This is a genomic window from Aeromonas australiensis, from assembly GCF_000819725.1.
Taxonomy (GTDB): domain Bacteria; phylum Pseudomonadota; class Gammaproteobacteria; order Enterobacterales; family Aeromonadaceae; genus Aeromonas; species Aeromonas australiensis.
In genome coordinates this window covers 1-19372 of sequence record NZ_CDDH01000075.1, presented here as the reverse complement: position 1 = coordinate 19372, position 19372 = coordinate 1, and the positions used below count along the sequence as shown (strand labels likewise).

General features: G+C 58.6%; 16 protein-coding genes. 12 read left to right on the top strand and 4 right to left on the bottom strand.

The window, feature by feature from the left end:
• The first annotated feature begins 97 nt into the window (after positions 1-97).
• From BN1117_RS14025 to fldA, 4 genes are read left to right on the top strand one after another with little or no spacing between them, the layout of a single operon-like run.
• Positions 98-880: an alpha/beta fold hydrolase gene (locus BN1117_RS14025; RefSeq protein ID WP_082032608.1), complete on the top strand. Its 783-nt coding sequence runs from the start codon at positions 98-100 to the stop codon at positions 878-880.
• Positions 881-935: 55 nt separating this feature from the next.
• The gene (locus tag BN1117_RS14020) at positions 936-1157 is read left to right on the top strand and encodes a DUF2788 domain-containing protein (RefSeq protein ID WP_005334296.1); all 222 of its coding nucleotides are present in this window, start codon (positions 936-938) and stop codon (positions 1155-1157) included.
• Between the two features lie 20 nt (positions 1158-1177).
• On the top strand, positions 1178-1474 hold the full coding sequence (gene ybfE, locus BN1117_RS14015) for a LexA regulated protein (protein ID WP_005334297.1): 297 nt from the start codon (positions 1178-1180) through the stop codon (positions 1472-1474).
• A 39-nt stretch (positions 1475-1513) separates the two neighbouring features.
• Complete coding sequence (gene fldA / locus BN1117_RS14010; protein ID WP_040098334.1) at positions 1514-2038, top strand: flavodoxin FldA; 525 nt, start codon at positions 1514-1516, stop codon at positions 2036-2038.
• A 90-nt stretch (positions 2039-2128) separates the two neighbouring features.
• Here fldA and BN1117_RS14005 read toward each other — a convergent pair whose 3' ends face one another.
• The gene (locus BN1117_RS14005) at positions 2129-2602 is read right to left on the bottom strand and encodes a DUF4442 domain-containing protein (protein WP_040098332.1); all 474 of its coding nucleotides are present in this window, start codon (positions 2600-2602) and stop codon (positions 2129-2131) included.
• 245 nt (positions 2603-2847) lie between these two features.
• On the opposite strand from BN1117_RS14005, the gene fur reads away from it, so the two are divergent.
• The gene (gene fur / locus BN1117_RS14000; protein ID WP_005334301.1) at positions 2848-3276 is read left to right on the top strand and encodes a ferric iron uptake transcriptional regulator; all 429 of its coding nucleotides are present in this window, start codon (positions 2848-2850) and stop codon (positions 3274-3276) included.
• Between the two features lie 116 nt (positions 3277-3392).
• Here the strand turns inward: fur and glnS are convergent, their stop codons facing one another.
• The 3 genes from glnS to nagE form a co-directional block, all read right to left on the bottom strand.
• Positions 3393-5054, bottom strand: coding sequence for a glutamine--tRNA ligase (gene glnS, locus BN1117_RS13995; protein ID WP_040098331.1), 1662 nt, complete (start codon positions 5052-5054; stop codon positions 3393-3395).
• A 364-nt stretch (positions 5055-5418) separates the two neighbouring features.
• A complete protein-coding gene (locus BN1117_RS13990) occupies positions 5419-8082 on the bottom strand; it encodes a beta-N-acetylhexosaminidase (protein ID WP_040098329.1) in 2664 nt (887 codons plus the stop codon).
• Between the two features lie 121 nt (positions 8083-8203).
• Positions 8204-9682, bottom strand: coding sequence for an N-acetylglucosamine-specific PTS transporter subunit IIBC (gene nagE / locus BN1117_RS13985; protein WP_040098328.1), 1479 nt, complete (start codon positions 9680-9682; stop codon positions 8204-8206).
• Positions 9683-9955: 273 nt separating this feature from the next.
• Here nagE and nagB point away from each other — a divergent pair, with 273 nt between their 5' ends.
• From nagB to BN1117_RS13950, 7 genes are all read left to right on the top strand, one after another.
• Positions 9956-10756: a glucosamine-6-phosphate deaminase gene (gene nagB / locus BN1117_RS13980; protein WP_040098326.1), complete on the top strand. Its 801-nt coding sequence runs from the start codon at positions 9956-9958 to the stop codon at positions 10754-10756.
• A 9-nt stretch (positions 10757-10765) separates the two neighbouring features.
• Positions 10766-11911 (top strand): N-acetylglucosamine-6-phosphate deacetylase, encoded by a 1146-nt coding sequence (gene nagA / locus BN1117_RS13975; protein WP_040098324.1) that lies wholly within the window; start codon positions 10766-10768, stop codon positions 11909-11911.
• A 4-nt stretch (positions 11912-11915) separates the two neighbouring features.
• Positions 11916-13130: a DNA-binding transcriptional regulator NagC gene (gene nagC, locus BN1117_RS13970; protein WP_040098322.1), complete on the top strand. Its 1215-nt coding sequence runs from the start codon at positions 11916-11918 to the stop codon at positions 13128-13130.
• A gap of 248 nt (positions 13131-13378) precedes the next feature.
• Positions 13379-14131, top strand: coding sequence for a substrate-binding periplasmic protein (locus tag BN1117_RS13965; protein ID WP_040098320.1), 753 nt, complete (start codon positions 13379-13381; stop codon positions 14129-14131).
• A gap of 101 nt (positions 14132-14232) precedes the next feature.
• Positions 14233-14715 carry a hypothetical protein gene (locus BN1117_RS13960; protein ID WP_052441523.1) on the top strand — a complete coding sequence of 161 codons (483 nt, stop codon included), beginning with the start codon at positions 14233-14235 and terminating at the stop codon, positions 14713-14715.
• Positions 14716-14987: 272 nt separating this feature from the next.
• Complete coding sequence (locus tag BN1117_RS13955) at positions 14988-16538, top strand: efflux RND transporter periplasmic adaptor subunit (protein WP_040098358.1); 1551 nt, start codon at positions 14988-14990, stop codon at positions 16536-16538.
• A 73-nt stretch (positions 16539-16611) separates the two neighbouring features.
• On the top strand, positions 16612-19372 hold a 2761-nt coding region (locus BN1117_RS13950), incomplete at its 3' end, for an efflux RND transporter permease subunit (protein ID WP_040098317.1).

Here is a 19372-nt window from a genome sequence, read left to right as displayed (position 1 = left end):
AAACCACATTTATTCCCCATCCGTTGGACGAAATCCTTTTCTTTCCAGTGCGTTAAATAAAACACCGATACGCACCCACGACCGACAAGGTGTCATTTTGCAACAAAATAGCATATTGAACTTCAAGGAGCAGGGGCAGGGCCCGGCAGTCATTCTGATCCACGGCCTGTTTGGCAGCCTCGACAACCTCGGCCTGCTGGCCCGTGCCCTCTGCGAACAGTACCGGGTCATCAGCGTTGATCTGCGTAACCACGGCGCCTCCTTTCATGGCAGCGAGATGAGCTATCCGGCCCAGGCAGCCGATATCCTGACCCTGATGGATCGGCTGGAGATTGCCAACGCAACCCTGATTGGCCACTCGATGGGTGGCAAGGTGGCGATGCAGCTCGCCAAGCTGGCGCCAGCGCGGGTGACCAAGCTGGTGGTGGCCGATATGGCGCCAGTCACCTATCCCCACTCCCGCCACCAGAATGTCTTTGCCGGCCTCAACGCCACCCTGCGCACGCCGCCGCAAAGCCGCAGTGAAGCGGAAGCCATGCTGGCGCAGCACATCGAGATCGCCGGGGTGCGCCAGTTTCTGCTCAAATCCTTCGCCAGAGGCGAGCATGGCTGGGGTTGGCGCTTCAATGTGCCCGCCCTTGAGCAAAACTACGCCAACATCATGGGCTGGCCAGAGGATGATCGCCGCTTCGAGGGGCCTGTGCTCTTTATCAAAGGGGGGGATTCTGACTATATGCAGCCCCAATACAGCGAGACGGCACTGGCCCAATTCCCGGCGGCAAAGGTGCGGGTCATCGCGGGCAGCGGCCACTGGCTGCATGCGGAAAAGCCGGTTTTGTTCAATAAATTGGTTGTGGATTTCCTGTCGACAGGCGGTTAACAGTTTCAAATCCTTTGTGATATAGTGCGCCGGTCATAAGGAGTGTGCGCAATCCATGCTAAGTGAACATATCGACCTGATCGAAAGTTTGGGCCTCAAGTTATTCTTTGTGGCCATTTTCATATTGATTGGCCTGGCCATTCAGGACGTGCTCAAGCGCGGCAACGTGCCCCGTTTCGGCCGTTTTATCGTCTGGTTGGTACTGTTTCTGGGTTGTGCGGGTTTTGTCGCCAAGGGGCTGATCGAACTGGGCTGGGAAGGCTCAGGACTCGGCTAACTTATTTTCATCTGTGATGTATGGCCAAACAGCAAACTGATCGAACAACACTGGATCTGTTCGCAAATGAGAAGCGCCCCGGCAGGCCAAAGACCAATCCACTCCCCCGCGAGACCCAGCTCAAGATCAACAAGCGTAACCAGCTTAAGCGCGATCGGGAAAATGGGCTGAAGCGGGTAGAGTTAAAGGTGGAGGCCGAGTTGCTGGAGCGCCTGAACCAACTTGCGTTGCAACAGAACATCAGCCGAGCCGAGCTGATCCAATCTATCCTGAAACAACAGATTGAGTCCGCTTTTGCGGTGGACATTGCAGTCTGAGCGTTGAGCATTAACACCAAATACGGGTAACTAAACACTATGGCAAGTGTAGGTCTGTTTTTTGGCAGCGATACCGGTAACACCGAAGCTGTCGCCAAGATGATCCAGAAAGAGCTGGGCAAAAACCTGATTGAAGTCCGTGACATCGCCAAGAGCAGCAAGGCCGACATCGAGAGCTTTGATCTGCTGATGTTCGGCATCCCGACTTGGTATTACGGCGAAGCCCAGGCCGACTGGGACGACTTCTTCCCCGATCTGGGCGAAATCGACTTCACCAACAAGCTGGTAGCCATCTTCGGTTGCGGTGATCAGGAAGACTATTCCGAGTACTTCCTCGACGCCATGGGCACCCTGCGTGACATCGTCGAAGCCAAAGGCGCCATCATCATCGGTCACTGGCCGACTGCCGGCTACGAGTTCGAAGCCTCCAAGGCACTGGTCGATGACCAGCACTTTGTCGGTCTGGGTATCGATGAAGATCGCCAGCCGGAGCTGACCGCCGAGCGCGTCAAGGGCTGGTGCAAGCAGCTGCACGAAGAGATGTGCCTGGGCGAGCTGGAGTAATCCGCTTCCCCTCATACCTCTGACAACAAGGGCCCCGACGGGGCCCTTGTTGTATCTGCTTGCTGCGATACCTGCCTTTATTCTCCCCTGTTATTCCCCTCTGTGCTCCGGTTTGGCCCGCACATAGAGGGTACGCCTGACCTGCGCCACCAGTTCGCCGCTCTTGTCCTGCACTGTCACCTCGAATTCGGGGAAGTGCTTGTTGCCACCGTCAGTTGCCGCCACGATTTCAGCCAGCTTGCCCTCGGTCAGGTTGAACTCGGCCACCAGCTTGCCCTTGCCAGGCTTGATGTAGTTGATGCTGCCAGCCTTATCCCAGACGTAATAGCGATTCTTGAAGTAGCCCATCAGCATCAGCGGATAAATGGGGTCTGTCATGGCAAACATGCTGCCGCCAAACTGGGTGCGGTTGGCATTCTTGTTCCACCAGCGGGATTTCAGGGTCACCCGGCAGTAGCGAAAATCATCGCTCAGGGTCTCTATCTTGATACCGGCGCCCCAGAAGGGAGGCCAGGCGTTAAGTGCACGGCGCACCCAGGCCGCATTGTCAAAAAGCCAATCCATGGATCTCATCCGACCAGAAATATGAAAGTTACATCTTATCAACATCTGCCATGCCAGCAAGTCGGACGACACGATTGATTATTTCAATCCAATCGGCCATTTATGACTAAACCCCTTGAATTGCTGGGTTTATTTTTAGGGAGGCTACGACCTATAATGACAGGCCAAGCGAGTTCAAGGTTGCCATTCCCGCGGCAGTCCCTCAGAATAAACCCACCTTCTTCGAGAATGCGAATAAGTAGAATATGGCAGACAACAACCAAGCGTTAAAAAAGGCTGGGCTCAAGATCACCTTGCCCCGAGTCAAAATCCTGGAAATCCTGCAACAGCCGGACTGCCAGCACACCAGTGCCGAAGATCTCTATAAACGACTGATCGACCTGGGTGAAGAGATTGGTCTTGCTACCGTCTACCGCGTTCTCAACCAGTTTGATGATGCCGGTATTGTGACCCGTCACCACTTCGAAGGGGGCAAGTCGGTATTCGAGCTGGCTACTCAGGAGCACCACGACCACCTGGTTTGCCTCGACTGCGGCAAGGTGATCGAGTTCTCCGACGAAGTGATCGAACAGCGTCAGCGCGAGATCGCCAAGAAATTCAATATCCGTCTCACCAACCACAGCCTCTACCTCTACGGTCACTGTGCTACCGGTGAGTGCAAGCACGACGAATAAGTCGGCCGCGACTTGCAGATAACGGACAATAAAAAAGCCAGCTGATGCTGGCTTTTTTATTGTCCGGCGCAGGCCGTCTGGCATCGCACAGGGCAGGGTCTCCCCTGCCCCATCGCTTAGCCTTCTACCTTGCCCCAGGAGTCGCGCAGGGCAACAGTGCGGTTAAACACCAGATGCTCCGGGCTGGAGAGCTTGTTGTCGGCGCAGAAGTAACCTTCCCGCTCGAACTGGTAAGCCTGCTCCGGCTTGGCGTTCTTCAGGGATGCCTCGACACGAGCCCCCTCGATGACCACCAGGGATTCCGGGTTGAGCGCAGCCTCGAAGTCAGCCTCGGCGCCCGGGTTAGGCACCTTGAACAGGCGGTCATAGAGACGCACTTCCGCTGGCAGGGAGTGAGTGGCGCTGACCCAGTGGATCACCCCTTTCACCTTGCGGCCATCGGCCGGATCCTTGCCCAGAGTCTCGGGGTCGTAGGAGCAGTAGATGCAGGTGACTTTGCCATCGGCATCTTTCTCGATGCGCTCGGCCTTGATGACGTAGGCATTGCGCAGACGCACTTCCTTACCCAGCACCAGACGCTTGAACTGCTTGTTCGCCTCTTCTTTGAAGTCCGCTTCGTCGATGAAGATCTCGCGGGTAAAGTTCAGCTCGCGGGTACCCATCTCGGCATTGCTCGGGTGGGCCGGGGCAGTCAGCACCTCGTCGGCAGCCAGGTTCTCGATGACCACTTTCACCGGATGCAGCACGGCCATGGCGCGCGGTGCATGCTCGTTGAGGTCTTCACGGATACAGGCTTCCAGCATGCTCATCTCGACGATGTTGTCCTGCTTGGTGACGCCGATGCGCTTGCAGAACTCGCGGATGGAGGCCGGGGTGTAACCACGACGACGCAGACCGGAGACGGTCAGCATACGCGGGTCATCCCAACCATCGACGTGCTTTTCGGTCACCAGCAGGTTCAGCTTGCGCTTGGACATGACGGTGTATTCGAGGTTCAGACGAGAGAACTCGTACTGACGGGGGTGGCAATCGATGGTGATGTTGTCCAGCACCCAGTCGTACAGACGACGGTTGTCCTGGAACTCCAGGGTACAGATGGAGTGGGTGATCCCTTCCAGCGCGTCCGAGATGCAGTGGGTGAAGTCATACATCGGGTAGATGCACCACTTGTCACCGGTCTGGTGGTGGTGGGCAAACTTGATGCGGTAGATAACCGGATCACGCATCACCATGAAGGGGGATGCCATGTCGATCTTGGCGCGCAGGCAGGCGGTGCCTTCAGCCAATTCGCCGTTCTTCATCTTGGCAAACAGCGCCAGGTTCTCTTCCACGCTGCGATCGCGGAACGGGCTGTTCTTGCCAGCTTCAGTCAGGGTGCCACGGTACTCGCGCATCTGCTCGGGCGTCAGCTCGTCCACATAGGCCAGACCCTTTTCAATCAACTCGATGGCATAGCCGTGCAGCTTGTCGAAATAGTCGGAGGAGTAGCAGATCTCGCCGTTCCACTGGAAGCCAAGCCACTGTACGTCCTGCTTGATGGACTCTACGTACTCGATATCTTCCTTAACCGGGTTGGTGTCATCGAAACGCAGGTTGCACTGGCCCTGATAGTCGCGGGCGATACCGAAGTTCAGGCAGATGGACTTGGCGTGGCCGATATGGAGATAACCGTTCGGCTCGGGCGGAAAACGGGTATGCACGCTGCTGTGCTTACCGCTGGCCAGATCTTCATCAATGATCTGACGAATAAAGTTAGTTGGGCTGTTCGCCTGACTCATGGCTCACCTCAAAAAAGCGTCACTGGCGGAAGTTGTGCCGGCTGGCACCCTCATCCCCCCGCCGTCAAGCCGGGTATGATCCCTTATTACGGGCGCTGTCTCAACCTGAATTTGGCACTTCCGGGCCATTTCCCGGCCATTTCCCGGCCATTGCGCCGCTAAAAACGGCGTGGCTTGGCACATGGCGCACCAAATGCATAAAAAAGCCCCGCACTAGGCGGGGCTGAAAGTGATGAAAAACAAAACAGACAATTACACACAACAAAGGCTCACACGCACAGTCAACCTTTCCCAAATCCGATACGCCATCGCCCTTGGGAAAGGCGGGTCTTGCGACCCACCTCATGTTAACGGTTGACTGCTATCAGTTCAGTTCGGTGACGCGGCTGGTGCGCTTGCCATCGAAGCTGGTGGTACGCAGGTAAACCTTGCCGTTCACGCTTGGCTTGGCCGCGGCGTCATAGGCACTCCAGTTGGTACCGTCCAGGCTGTACTGGATGGGCAGACCCGGCAGGTCCACGTTCGCTTCCAGCACACCATTCACTACCTTGGCACCCGGTACGGAGAGGCGGTATTCAACACCGGCCTGATCCAGTTTCGGCAGCACGCGCTGACCCAGTACGTTGGCAAACTGGTTCCACTCTTTGTTGAGGGTGGCCTTGTTGACAAACTTGGTCTCGCCGGAGAACTCGCGGTTCTTCACGTAATCCAGCTCGAAGCCACCTTTGTGCCAGGCACGCTCGGCCACGGAGAAGAGTCGTGGGTAGACCATGTACTCGTACTGAGCATCGGTACGCACAGTTTCACTCCACTGCTGACCGGAGATCCCCTTGAACTTGACCGGATCCTGGTCACCCTTGGCCACGAAGGCGTTGCCGTCGCGGTCAACCGAGGTCTCGGCGTTCTGCGGCAGGTTTTCCGGGGCGAAGGCGAACACCTTGCGGGTGTCGTTGAAACGGGTTGCCCAGTAGTAGCCACGCTCAGCCGGGTGTACTTCGTTCGGGAAGTCGAAGTAGAGGTAATCCGGGTTAGACAGGACCACTTCGTAACCCTTGTGGGCCCACTTCATCGCTTCGTTGAAGCCACCCCAGTAGAGGGTTTCCCAGAAGTTGACACGGGTGTTGTCGGTGGCGAAGTCTTTGGCACCGCTGGCGTACTTCAGACCATCTTCCCACGCCTGCAGGGTGGAGAAGCCGTGGCCCTTGACCATCTCGCCCACTTCTTTGGCGAAGTAGACAGGCAGCTCGGCCACGTCCTTGATCTTGCCATCATCGATCATCTTCTGGCACATCGGGGACTTGCCAAACGGCTTGTCTTGCTTGCTGGAGTCGACGTTGCCTTTCCAGGCGACCAGCTCCTCTTTCTTGGTGACGGCCGGATCCTGATAGCCACCGCCCTGCATGATGTTCTTCGCCTCATCACCACCGTAGTGCCATGCGGTCAGCGGCTGACCAGCGGCCTGGTGCATCTGGGCAACTTCATCCATTACCTTGGCCACGAAGGTGGCAGCACCCGGCTGGCAAGGGTTGATGAAGGACATCTTGTCGTAAAACTGGACCGAGGTGACGTTGGAGGTGTCTGCCGGATCAGTCAGACGGAACTGGTTGGCTTCCGCTTCTTTGCCTTCCGCCATCAGACGCTGGTAGCGCGCTTCCATGGAGACCACGGCAGCACGGGCGTGAGCCGGCATGTTGATCTCGGGGATCACGGTCACACCGCGGGCCTTGGCATAACGCACCAGATCCACGTAGTCAGACTTGCTGTAGAAACCGGAACCCTGGTTGTCGCTGGTTGGGCCGGAACCCAGTTGCGGCATCAGGCACTTGGTTTCGGACTCATCGTGGCAACGCTGGCTACCAACCTGGGTCAGCTCCGGCAGACCCGGGATCTCCAGACGCCAGCCTTCATCGTTGGTCAGGCCAAGGTGCAGCACGTTGAGCTTCATGGCAGACATCTGGTCAACCAGCTTCTTCATGGTATCCAGACTGCGGAAGTGACGGGCCACGTCGGTCTGCATGCCACGGTATTCAAAACGCGGCGCATCCTCGACGGTCATCGGGCTCACCAGCTTGTCATCCACACCCAGCAGGGAGATCAGGGATTGCGCGCCCCAGAATGCCCCGTCGATGTCGCGACCCTGGATCACGGTGCCCTTCTGACCGATGGTCATGTCATAGCCTTCGGCCTGCTTGAGCTTGCTGCCGAGCTTGATGGTCACCGGGTAGCCGGTGTCGGAGAGGGTAACACCCAGCTTGGTCAGTTGAGCCTTCAGGGCTTCGGCGCGATCGCTTGGCAAGTCCAGGGCATTGAGTTTGATGGTGGAGAAGTCAACCTGCGGACCCGCCTTCACAACTTGCTTGAGCGGCGTCGGCACAATCTGGTTGTCAATCTTGCCAGCAGGCAGCAGGGTGCTGGTCTGGTTGGCCGCGAAACGGGTCTCGCTGTTCATCAGGATGTTGTTGTCATCCTTGGTGCGCTTCCAGCCATCGGCTGGCATCGGCTTCTCGTAGGTGCTGGCATCATCGATGTTACTCATGCTGGCCAGTACTTTCGGCTCGGCACCTTCGCTGGCGACATACCAGTTCGGCATGATGTCAGATTCGAACAGTACCCAGTATTCCACCACCAGCGGCACTTCGACCGTGGCATCCTTGGCAAAGCCCTGGAACTTCTCGGTTGGCGTCAAACGATAGAGATCGCCGGTCAGGTGAGTGATGGTGAACTGGTCGTTATCCACCCGCTGGATACGGCGGATGGAGGAGACATAGATGCTCCAGTCTTTGGAGGTGACGTCAGCACCGGTATTGGTCAGGTGCAGCTTGGCAACGCCACAGCTCGCCCACTCGGAACCGAGCGCCTGGCAATCGAGGCCTGCACCGGCACCGTCGTTGGTGACCACTTCATACTTGACCACCAGGTTGTTGGCGAGGGAGTCGACCACAGCCTGCTTGGCGGCATCGGCTGCCAGCGCAGGGCCGGCAAAAACGGTAGACATGGCAATGGCTAACAGAGAATGTTTCAAGTTCATAACTGCTGCTCTCATTTGAAGTAAAGGTTGGATTTTCTTGGCTTTTTTATATAGGGCCCCTGAGCGGGGCCCTTAGTTATGTCAACAATGGACTTAGACTTGAGGTGAGCGAGTCGCTCGATTAACGCAGGGCTTTCATCTCACCGGCGATGATTTCGGCCAATGGGCCCAGAATCACCTGCAGGTTCTGCTCACCGAGTTTGACCACACCGGCCGCACCCAGGGCTTTGAGCTTGCGCTCATCGACGATGCTGCGGTCTTTCAGAGTCAGACGCAGACGAGTGATACAGGCATCGATGGAGACCAGGTTGTCCTGACCACCCAGCACTTCCAGATACTGCTTGGCCAGCTCGGTACGGTTGGTAGCTTGAGCGGCAGCCGGCGCAGTCTCTTCTTCATCTTCACGACCCGGAGTTTTCAGGTTCAGCTTGGCAATCACTACGCGGAACACGGTGTAGTAAAGGCCGAAGAAGACCAGACCCTGAGCAATCAGCATGTACCAGTTGGTCGCCAGCGGGTTGCGGCTGGAGAGCACCATATCCACCAGGCCGGCACTGAAGCCGAAGCCGGCCATCCACTGCATGGAGGCGGCGATGAACACGGAGATACCAGTCAGTACGGCGTGGATGACATACAGTACCGGCGCCACGAACATGAAGGAGAACTCGAGCGGCTCGGTTACACCGGTGAAGAAGGAGGCAAAGGCAGCTGCGATCATGATGGAGGCAACTTTCTCTTTGTTCTCTTTCTTAGCGGAGTGGTAGATGGCCAGTGCAGCACCCGGCAGACCGAACATCATGATAGGGAAGAAGCCAGCTTGATACATACCGACCACGCCTTTCACCTGCTCAAGGCTCTTGCCAGCGGCCAGCGCGGCATCGATGGTAGCCTGACCACCCAGGAAGTTCGGGATGTCGTTGATACCGGCCACGTTGAACCAGAACACGGAGTTCAGGGCGTGGTGCAGACCAATCGGGATCAGCAGACGGTTGAAGAAGGCGTAGATACCAGCGCCAGTGGAACCCAGGCTCACAATGGATTCACCGAAACCAACCAGACCACCGTAGATGGCCGGCCATACCGCCATCAGAATGAAGGATACGATGATCATCACCACGGAGGTTACGATCGGTACCAGACGACGGCCGGAGAAGAAGGAGAGCGCCTTGTGCAGCTCAACGCTGCTAAAGCGGTTGTAGAGCTCGGCGGCAATCACACCACACAGGATGCCGACAAACTGGTTGTTGATCTTGCCGAATGCAGCAGGAACCTCTTCCAGCGGGATGCTCTTGATCTGGGCCACGGCACCCGGGCTCAGCAGAGTGGTCACCACCAGGAAACCGACCAGACCGGCCAGGGCAGCGGAACCGTCTTTATCTTTGGACATACCGTAAGCCACACCAACGGCGAACAGCACAGACATGTTATCGATAATGGCTGCGCCCGCTTTAATCAGGAAGGCGGCCAGCGCACTGTCACCACCCCAACCATTCGGGTCAATCCAGTAGCCAACCCCCATCAGGATCGCGGCGGCAGGCAATACCGCTACCGGCACCATCAGGGCACGGCCGATCTTTTGCAAATAACCGAGAATGTTCACGGTTCCTCTCCTTAGTTAATGTTTTTCTAGAAATTAAGTGCTTATCACGTTTGACGCATAAGCCATCAAGGCTTGATTGGCAGTCTAGGGCTTTTATTTCGCTGCGCAAATTAATAAACCGATAATCGTGATCGTTATCACCCAAACAAGATAAAGGTGGTGGATAGATGTGGCTTAGTTCGCAATCTTTATTTACGCTATAAAACAACTTGAATCCGTCTTAGCCAATTGCCACCGCCAAACCGGTCGCAACCCGACACAGAGGTATCCCATATGCGCCTGATCCCGTTGAAATCTGCCAGCCAAGTAGGCCTGTGGTCTGCTCGTTACATCGTTGACCGCATCAACGCGTTCAAGCCGACTAGCGAACGCCCTTTCGTACTGGGCCTGCCCACCGGTGGCACCCCGCTCAACACCTACAAGCGCCTGATCGAGTTGCACAAAGCCGGTGAAGTGAGCTTCGAGCACGTAGTCACCTTCAACATGGACGAGTACGTCGGCCTGCCGGAAGATCACCCGGAGAGCTACCACAGCTTCATGCACAACAACTTCTTCAACCACATCGACATTCGCCCGGAGAACATCAACATCCTCAACGGCAATGCCGAGGATCTGGTGGCCGAGTGCAAGCGCTACGAAGACAAGATCAAGTCCTACGGCAAGATCCACCTGTTCATGGGCGGCGTAGGCAACGATGGCCACATCGCGTTCAATGAGCCGGCCTCTTCCCTGGCCTCACGCACCCGGATCAAGACCCTGACCGAAGATACCCGTATCGCCAACTCCCGCTTCTTTGGCGGCGATATGGAGCAGGTGCCCAAGCTGGCCCTGACCGTGGGTGTCGGCACCCTGATGGATGCGGAAGAGATCATGATCCTGGTCACCGGCCACGGTAAGGCCCTGGCCCTGCAGGCCGCGGTGGAAGGCAGCGTCAACCACATGTGGACCATCTCCACCCTGCAACTGCATCCGAAGGGAATGATGGTGTGCGATGAGCCCTCCACCATGGAGCTCAAGGTCAAGACCGTTCGCTACTTCCAGCAGCTGGAAGCGGCTAACATCGGCAGACTGTAAGGAGCAATCATGTACGCATTGACCAACTGCACCCTCTACACCGGCAGCTGCGTGCTGACCGGTTACGGGGTGCTTATCGAGGGCGACAAGATTGTCGCCGTCTCTCACCTGGCCGAGTTGCCGGCCGAGGTTGAACAGATTGACCTTAAGGGTGCCAACCTGACCGCCGGCTTTATCGATGTGCAGCTCAACGGCTGTGGCGGGGTGATGTTCAACACCGAGATAACTGTCGAGACCCTGGCCACCATGCAGGCAGCCAACCTCAAGTCCGGTACCACCAGTTTTCTGCCGACTCTGATCACCAGCCCTGATGCTGACATGAAGCAGGCCGTTGCGGTGACCCGTGACTACATGGCTGCCCATCCCAACGAGGTGCTGGGCGTCCATCTGGAAGGGCCTTACACCAACCTCAAGCGCAAGGGGATCCACCCTGCCGCGCAGATTCGTCAGCCCGCTGACGAGATGATCGACTTCTTCTGTGCCAACGCCGATGCCATCACCAAGATCACCCTGGCACCGGAGCGCAATGCACCTGAGCATATCCGCCGTCTGGTGGAGGCCGGGATCCTGGTCTCGGCCGGTCACTCTGCTGCAGGGTACGAGCAGGCGATGGCCGGGTTTGATAACGGTATTCGCTTTGCGACCCACCTCTACAACGCCATGACCCCGACTCTCAACGGTCGCGAGCCGGGTGTCGTGGGCGCCATCTATGACCGCAAGGATGTCTACGCCGGCGTCATCGTCGATGGCCATCATGTGCACTGGGCCAATGTGCGCTTGGCCCACAAAATCTTGGGTGAGCGACTGGTGCTGGTCACCGATGCAACCGCCGCCGCTGGCGCACCGGAAGGCTTTGAGAAATTTGATTTTTGTGGCACCACCGTCTTTTTACGCGATGGTCAGTGTGTCGACGAGAATGGTACACTCGGCGGCTCCTCCCTCACCATGATTGAGGGGGTGGAGAATCTGGTCAAGCAGGTCGGATTACCGCTCGATGAAGCACTGAGAATGGCCAGCCTCTACCCCGCGCGCGCCATTGGATGGGACTCATGTCTCGGTAGTATCCAGGTCGGTAAAATCGCCAACCTTACTGTCTTCGATCAGGACTTCACGGTCCGTGGGACCGTGGTTAACGGACACTACACACAACAGTGACATCATGACTGGCGGACAAATAGCAAACGTAGATCTTATCAAGCAGGTCAATAGTGCAGCCGTGTATCGGCTCATCGACCTGCAAGGCCCCATCTCCCGGGTCAAAATTGCCGAGTTGAGTCAGCTGGCCCCGGCCAGCGTGACCAAGATAACCCGGCAACTGATCGAGCATGGTCTGATCAAGGAGACCTCGCCGCAAGCCTCAACCGGCGGACGGCGCGCCATCTCCCTGACCACCATCAAGCATCGCTTTCAGTTTGTCTCCGCCAAGCTGGGCCGTGGCTACCTGCAGCTGAGTCTCTATGACCTCGATGGCAAGGAGCTCGACCAGCACGCCATTCAGGTGACCGAGATCGACCAGCAACCCGTGGTCGACATGCTGCTGCGGGAGATTGGCGCTTTTATCGATGCCAACAGCGAACGCAGCCGCAACCTCATCAGCATCGCGCTGACCATGCCGGGTCTGGTCAACCCGGAATCGGGCATGGTCATTTACACCCCCAAGTACCAGATCCGCAATCTGGGGCTGGCCAAACTGCTTGAGAACCACTTCAACCTCCCCTGCTACGTGGGCAACGACACCCGCTCGCTGGCGCTGGCCGAACACTTCTTCGGCGAGTCCCGCGACTGCATGGATTCGATCCTGGTGAGCGTCCATCAGGGGACGGGGTCGGGGATCATCACCAAGGGGCAGGTGTTCCTTGGTCAGAATCGCAACGTCGGCGAGATCGGCCATATTCAGGTCGAGCCGCTGGGCAAGCGCTGCCACTGTGGCAACTTTGGCTGCCTCGAGACCATCGCTTCCAACGAAGCCATCGTGGACAAGGTTAAGGAGCTTATCAGCCGCGGCCACCAGAGCGCGCTGCAAGAGAAGCACATCACCATTGGGGAGGTGTGCAAGGCGGCGCTGGCGGGCGATGAACTGGCCCGCAGCGTGATCGAGAACGTGGGTGAGCATCTGGGACGGGCGGTGGCCATCACGGTCAACCTGTTCAACCCGCAGAAAGTGCTGATCGCCGGCGAAATCACCGCCGCCGAAGAGATCCTCTTCCCGGCTATCCGTCGCTGCGTTGAGCATCAATCCCTGCCGAGCTTCCACCGTGGCCTGCCTATCGTGAAAGCCCGCTTCCAGAACCAGCCGACCTATGGCGGCTTTGCGCTGGTCAAGCGCGCCCTGCTGGAGGGTGATCTTCTGCAGATCATCATGGAGCAGAAGTAAGGCTCTGATCTTGCGAGATAACAAAACGGCAGCCACTCGCTGCCGTTTTCTATTGGCTGCTGCTGACCGTTGAGTATCGCTGAACTGGGAGCCACCTAAGCCAGAAAAATGTGAGCCCCTTGCGAGAAGAAGCGTGCCCCTATCGGCTGTTGCCCCCCTCTCCTCAATGCATGGGCGTTGCACCTATTATCTGAATTCATGCCTCCATCTTCATCTAGAATCAGGGGACATCATTCGGGAATGATTTAATGCTGATCCACTGGTTGCTCTCTGCCACCCTGGCAAGCTCGACCCTCACGGCTTGCGGCCATCATGACTATCCTCCGTGGAACTGGCACACGGACGGCAAGATCGTGGGCGTCTGCGCCGAGGTAGTAAGTACACTCTATCAACGCCTCGGCCTCAAAGTGGATCTCTCTTATGTCGGTCCCTGGGCTCGCTGCCAGCAAAAGGTGGAAGCGGGCGAGGTGGACATCAATATCTGTGCACTGCGCAACAGAGAGAGAGAAGGCTACTCCCGTTTTACCCAGACGCCCATGGGCATCAACGACATGGCGGTGTTTGTGCGTCAGCCCAGCAACCGCCTGTTGCAACGACGGGAGGATCTGACCGGACTGCGGGGCGCCATGATGATTGGTGTCAGCCTCGGCAGCGAGCTGGATGGTTTTTTGCAAGACCATACCCGCATCCACAGGGTCAACACCCTCAAACAGATGTTTGGCCTGCTAGCCAACGACAGAGTAGATTTTGTCCCTTATGGCCGCGCCCCCGGACGCCTTTTCTTGCGGGAAAACTATCCAAATAGTGGTCTGGCCGATCTGCCATGGCCACTGCAGCAGGGAGAGCTCTATATCTCCCTCTCCCTGAAGTCTCCCCATCTCGCCACCCTTGAACAACTGGAACCCATGCTGCAAGCACCCGGTATGAACCAGTGGATCGAACAGCTGCTGGAGAAATACAGCGATATCTATCTGGAGCAACAACGACAGCGCTCTCCTTGACCTTCTACCAGAAGCAAGGTTTAGAGTCAGATAACTCTGGCTCCTGCAGGATGCTCTGATTGTCACTCACCCGGCTTGCAACAAGATTACCCTCTGTTCTGATGGCCCGGCTATTGCTGGCGCTGCTGCTTGTCTGCAACCTGACCTTGTGCGTCAGCATGCATGGTCCATCTCTCTCCTTCGACGGTCTTGTCCGCTCTATTGTGCCGCTCACTCACGCCAAGGCGATGCCCAATCACCATATGTCAGCATTGCCGCTTGTTTCGAGTGATGCCAAGCCTGACGCCCTCATCGAGGCGCCTCACTCTGCCAACCGAGTGATCTCCTCCTGCCATCAAGGCAACGAAACAACAACCAGCGCTGACAGTTGCAAGATGCAGAGCGGCACCCCGAGTGGCACCAACCTCTTGCCGCTATTTGGCATGCTGCTCTCCCTGTTTATCTTGCCGCTGTTGTTGCTGCCCCTGGGTACGGCAAGCAGTGTGCTGGACAACTGGTTGCGGGATCCCTTCCTGAGATCCCGTGGTTCCCATCCTCCCTCCTGGCCGCGCCGGCACCTGATGCTGTCGGTGCTGCGTCACTAGAAAGTCCTTCTCTTGCGGCACAGGCCAGCCTCAGCTTGCCCGTTCTCTGCCGCCTTGCCTGACCCTGTGCCCCGGCCAAACCGGCCCGCTCACAGGGCGCCGTGCGCACTGACACAGCTGCGCCCCGTTTGCCGCCAATCCCTTGGGTGATGCCTTGTCCATCTCCCATCCGGCGGCCTGCACAAGAGAAGAGATATGATGTCACTGACCCCTATTCGCGGCTTAGTCACCGCCAACTGCCCTGCTCCTCTCCCGCTGAGTGGGGGTGTCCGATGAGCCAGAAACTGCTGGTATCGGCTCTGCTGCTGGCCCTTGGCGCTGGTGGCGGCTACTGGGCTGCCAAACAGAGCCACGATAGCGCCAAGGCCAAAGTCAAGACCCCACTCTACTGGGTCAACCCCATGGATCCCCGCGACAAGCGCGATGGCCCGGCCAAGGACAACATGGGGATGGACTTTATCCCCGTCTATGAGGAAAAACAGGGCGGCTCACCGGGCACTGTCACCATCAGCCCCGAGATCCAGCAGAACCTGGGGGTGAGACTGGCCAAGGTGGAGAAGCTGCCTATCCACCAGCAGATCGAGACGGTGGGCTATGTCGGTTATGACGAAGATCGGCTGGAGGCGGTCAACGCCCGCATGGCGGGCTGGATCCGCACCCTCGCCATCAAGAGCGAAGGGCAGCAGGTGAGCAAGGGGAGCCTTATCTACGAGCTCTACGCGCCGGATCTGGTCAACGCCCAGCACGAGTACCTGCTCGCCCTAGGCGTAAGCAACACAAAGGGCACAGCCAACCCGCTGCTGCTGCGCGCCGCCGAGGGCAAGCTCAAATCCTTGCAGGTACCGGCGGATCAGATAGCGGCCCTCAAGCGCAGCCGTCAGGTGCAGGAGACGGTACGTATCTATGCCCCCAGCAGCGGCTATGTCTCCGAGCTGAAGGTGCGCGAGGGCCAGTATGTGGAGCCCGCCGCAGCGCTGTTTAACATCAGCACCCTCAAACAGGTGTGGGTGAGTGCCGAGGTGTTCGAGCGCCAGGCCGCCCAGCTGAAGGTGGGGGATCCGGTCACCATGACCCTCGACTATGCCCCCGGCCGCCACTGGCAGGGGCGGGTCGATTACCTCTACCCGACCCTGGATGCCACCACCCGCACCCTCAAGGTGCGGCTGCGCTTTGCCAACCCGGACGAGTTTTTGAAACCCAATATGTTTGCCAAGGTGAGCATTCGCACCGGGCAGGGTGAACCCCAGCGGGTAGTGCCGAGCGAAGCGGTGATCCGCACCGGCAGTCAGGACCGGCTGGTGCTGGCACTGGGGGATGGTAACTTCAAGTCGGTGGCCGTCACCCTGGGCCCCCAGTTTGGCGACAAGGTCGCTATCACGGCGGGGGTAGAGGCAGGGGACAGCATAGTCCGATCGGCCCAGTTCCTGCTTGACTCGGAGTCGGCTATCGATTCGGACTTCCAGCGCATGACGGCGGTACGCCCCACCCTGGTGTGGACCCAGGGCGAGGTTGAAAGCATCGATCTGGCCAACCGCACCCTGATGGTGGCACACCCACCCATCCCCGAGTGGCAGTGGCCTGCGATGGAGATGGAGTTCACCGTGGCCGACGGGGTCGATATCAGCAAGCTCACCGAAGGGCAGACCCTGCACCTGCAGGTGATGCAGGAGGGGGATGAGTACCGCATCATCTCCATCCATCAGGAGAAGGCACCCGTTACTGAGGGCAACGCCAAGCCTGCAACGGATGAGATGGAGAAGATGGAAGGCATGGACCATAGCCAGCATCAGATGGCGATGCCCGCGATGGAGAAGAAATCATGATTTCCTCCCTCGTTCGCTGTCTCGCAGGCAACCGCACTTCGCTCTCTGCACCGAATGAGCAAGGAGCCAGATCATGATCCCGTCGATTATTCGCTGGTCCATCGGCAACCGCTTTTTGGTACTGCTGCTGACTGTCATGCTCACCGCCTGGGGGCTCTGGTCGGTCAAACAGACCCCGGTGGATGCCCTGCCGGATCTCTCCGACGTGCAGGTGATCATCAAAACCTCCTACCCGGGTCAAGCGCCCCAGGTGGTGGAGGATCAGGTGACCTATCCGCTTACCACCGCCATGCTGGCGGTGCCGGGGGCGACCACGGTGCGCGGCTACTCCTTCTTCGGCGACTCCTTCGTCTATGTGCTGTTTGACGACAACACCGACCTCTACTGGGCCCGCGCCCGGGTGCTGGAGTATTTGAGCCAGGTGGCCCCCAACCTGCCCGCCTCCGCCCGCCCCCAGCTCGGCCCCGATGCCACCGGGGTGGGCTGGGTCTATCAGTACGCCCTGGTGGACAGAACCGGCAAGCATGACCTCAGCGAGCTCACCTCCCTACAAAACTGGTTCCTCAAGTACGAGCTGCAGACCGTCAATGGTGTCTCCGAGGTCGCCACCGTCGGCGGCATGGTGCGCCAGTATCAGGTGCGGGTCGATCCGGACAAGCTGCGCGCCTACGGCATCCCGCTCTCCCTTATCGAGACCGCCATCAAACAGGGCAATCAGGAGACCGGTGCCTCCGTCATCGAGATGGCGGAAGCGGAATATATGGTGCGCTCCAATGGCTATCTGAAAAGCGTGGAGGACTTAAAACAGATCCCGCTCGGCACCACTGTGCGCGGCGCCCCGCTGCTGCTGGGTGATGTGGCGGATGTGGTCACCGGCCCCCAGATGCGGCGTGGCATCGCCGAGCTCAACGGCGAAGGGGAAGTGGTGGGCGGCATCATCGTCATGCGCTACGGCGAGAATGCCCAGCACACCATCGACGGGGTCAAGAAACGGCTGGCAGAGCTGAAAAGCAGCCTGCCGGAAGGAGTAGAGATCGTCACCGTCTACGACCGATCCGACCTTATCCAGCGCGCCATCGACAACCTCTCCGGCAAGCTGGTGGAGGAGTTTGCCGTGGTGGTGCTGGTTTGTCTCGCCTTCCTGTTCCACCTGCGCTCGTCGCTGGTGGTGGTCATCACCCTGCCTATCGCCATCCTGACCGCCTTCATCGTCATGCACCTGCAGGGGATCAACGCCAACATCATGTCGCTGGGGGGCATCGCCATCGCCATCGGCGCCATGGTAGATGGCGCCATCGTGATGATCGAGAACGTCCACAAACATATGGAGCGGGAGGCGCTCACCGACCAGAACCGCTGGCGGATCATCACCGAAGCGAGCATAGAAGTGGGGCCCGCCATCTTCTTCTCCCTGCTGATCATCACCATCAGCTTCCTGCCGGTGTTCGCGCTGGAGGCGCAGGAGGGACGGATGTTCCACCCCCTCGCCTACACCAAGACCTACGCCATGGCCGCCGCTGCCGCGCTCGCCATCACGCTGGTGCCGGTGATCATGGGTTACTTCATCCGCGGCAAGGTGCTGGCGGAGCAGGCCAACCCCCTCAACCGTGGCTTAAGCCAGGCATATGTGCCGCTGCTCAAGGCCGTCTTGGCCCGTCCAAAAACCACCCTGGCCATCGCCGCCGTGTTGACGGTGGCGGGCTTCTGGCCGCTCAAGTACCTGGGCTCAGAGTTTATTCCGCCGCTCGATGAGGGGGACATCATGTATATGCCCACCACCGCAGCCAATATCTCGGTGGGCAAGGCGCGGGAGATCTTGCAGCAGACCGACAAGCTCATTCGTACCGTGCCCGAGGTGCAGAACGTGTTCGGCAAAGCGGGGCGAGCCGAGACCGCCACCGACCCCGCCGATCTGGTGATGATGGAGACCAGCATCCAGCTCAAGCCCCGGGATCAATGGCGCCCCGGCATGACCCCGGAGCAGCTGAAAGAAGAGCTCGACTCCCTTATCCGCTTCCCCGGCCTCACCAACGCCTGGGTACCCCCCATCAAGACCCGCATCGACATGCTGGCTACCGGCATCAAAACCCCGGTCGGCATCAAGATAGCGGGGCCGGATCTCAAGGTGATCCAACAGCTCGGCCAACAGCTTGAGCAGATTGTCGGCAAGGTGGAGGGCGCCTCATCGGTCTACGCCGAGCGGGTAGCAGGTGGCCGCTACGTCAAGGTGGATATCGACCGGCTGAAAGCGGCCCGCTACGGCCTGAACATCGCCGATGTGCAGGCGGTGCTCGCCACCGCAGTGGGCGGCATGGAGGTGGGTCAGACCATCGAGGGGCGCGAGCGCTATCCCATCAACCTGCGCTATCCCCAGAGCTATCGCGACTCGGTAGCGAGCCTCGAGCTGCTGCCGGTGGTGACGCCGAGCGGTGCGCGCATCGCGCTGGCGGACGTGGCGCGGGTCTACATCAGCGACGAGGCCCCCATGCTGCGCAGTGAAAACGCGCGCCTCAACGGCTGGGTCTACGTCGATATTCGCGGCCGCGATATCGGCTCCTTCGTCGATGAGGCCAAGGCCGAGGTGAACAAACAGCTGGTGCTGCCGGCAGGCTACGCCCTCACCTGGTCCGGCCAATACGAATACATGGAGCGGGCCAAGGCGCGCCTGGCCTACGTGGTGCCGCTCACAGTCGCCATTATCGTGCTGCTGCTCTATCTGGCGTTTCGCCGCGTTCAGGAGGTGCTGCTCATTCTCACCACCTTGCCGCTGGCGGTGGTGGGGGGGAGCTGGACCCTCTGGCTGCTCGACTTCAACCTCTCGGTGGCGGTCGGGG

Bases quoted from the DNA above. Each gene is read 5' to 3' on its own strand.
- BN1117_RS14020 (WP_005334296.1), top strand. From the start codon at position 936: ATGCTAAGTGAACATATCGACCTGATCGAAAGTTTGGGCCTCAAGTTA.
- fur (WP_005334301.1), top strand. From the start codon at position 2,848: ATGGCAGACAACAACCAAGCGTTAAAAAAGGCTGGGCTCAAGATCACC.
- ybfE (WP_005334297.1), top strand. From the start codon at position 1,178: ATGGCCAAACAGCAAACTGATCGAACAACACTGGATCTGTTCGCAAAT.
- nagB (WP_040098326.1), top strand. From the start codon at position 9,956: ATGCGCCTGATCCCGTTGAAATCTGCCAGCCAAGTAGGCCTGTGGTCT.
- BN1117_RS13960 (WP_052441523.1), top strand. From the start codon at position 14,233: ATGGCCCGGCTATTGCTGGCGCTGCTGCTTGTCTGCAACCTGACCTTG.
- BN1117_RS14005 (WP_040098332.1), bottom strand. From the start codon at position 2,602: ATGGATTGGCTTTTTGACAATGCGGCCTGGGTGCGCCGTGCACTTAAC.
- nagA (WP_040098324.1), top strand. From the start codon at position 10,766: ATGTACGCATTGACCAACTGCACCCTCTACACCGGCAGCTGCGTGCTG.
- BN1117_RS13955 (WP_040098358.1), top strand. From the start codon at position 14,988: ATGAGCCAGAAACTGCTGGTATCGGCTCTGCTGCTGGCCCTTGGCGCT.
- nagC (WP_040098322.1), top strand. From the start codon at position 11,916: ATGACTGGCGGACAAATAGCAAACGTAGATCTTATCAAGCAGGTCAAT.
- fldA (WP_040098334.1), top strand. From the start codon at position 1,514: ATGGCAAGTGTAGGTCTGTTTTTTGGCAGCGATACCGGTAACACCGAA.
- BN1117_RS13990 (WP_040098329.1), bottom strand. From the start codon at position 8,082: ATGAACTTGAAACATTCTCTGTTAGCCATTGCCATGTCTACCGTTTTT.
- BN1117_RS13965 (WP_040098320.1), top strand. From the start codon at position 13,379: ATGCTGATCCACTGGTTGCTCTCTGCCACCCTGGCAAGCTCGACCCTC.
- glnS (WP_040098331.1), bottom strand. From the start codon at position 5,054: ATGAGTCAGGCGAACAGCCCAACTAACTTTATTCGTCAGATCATTGAT.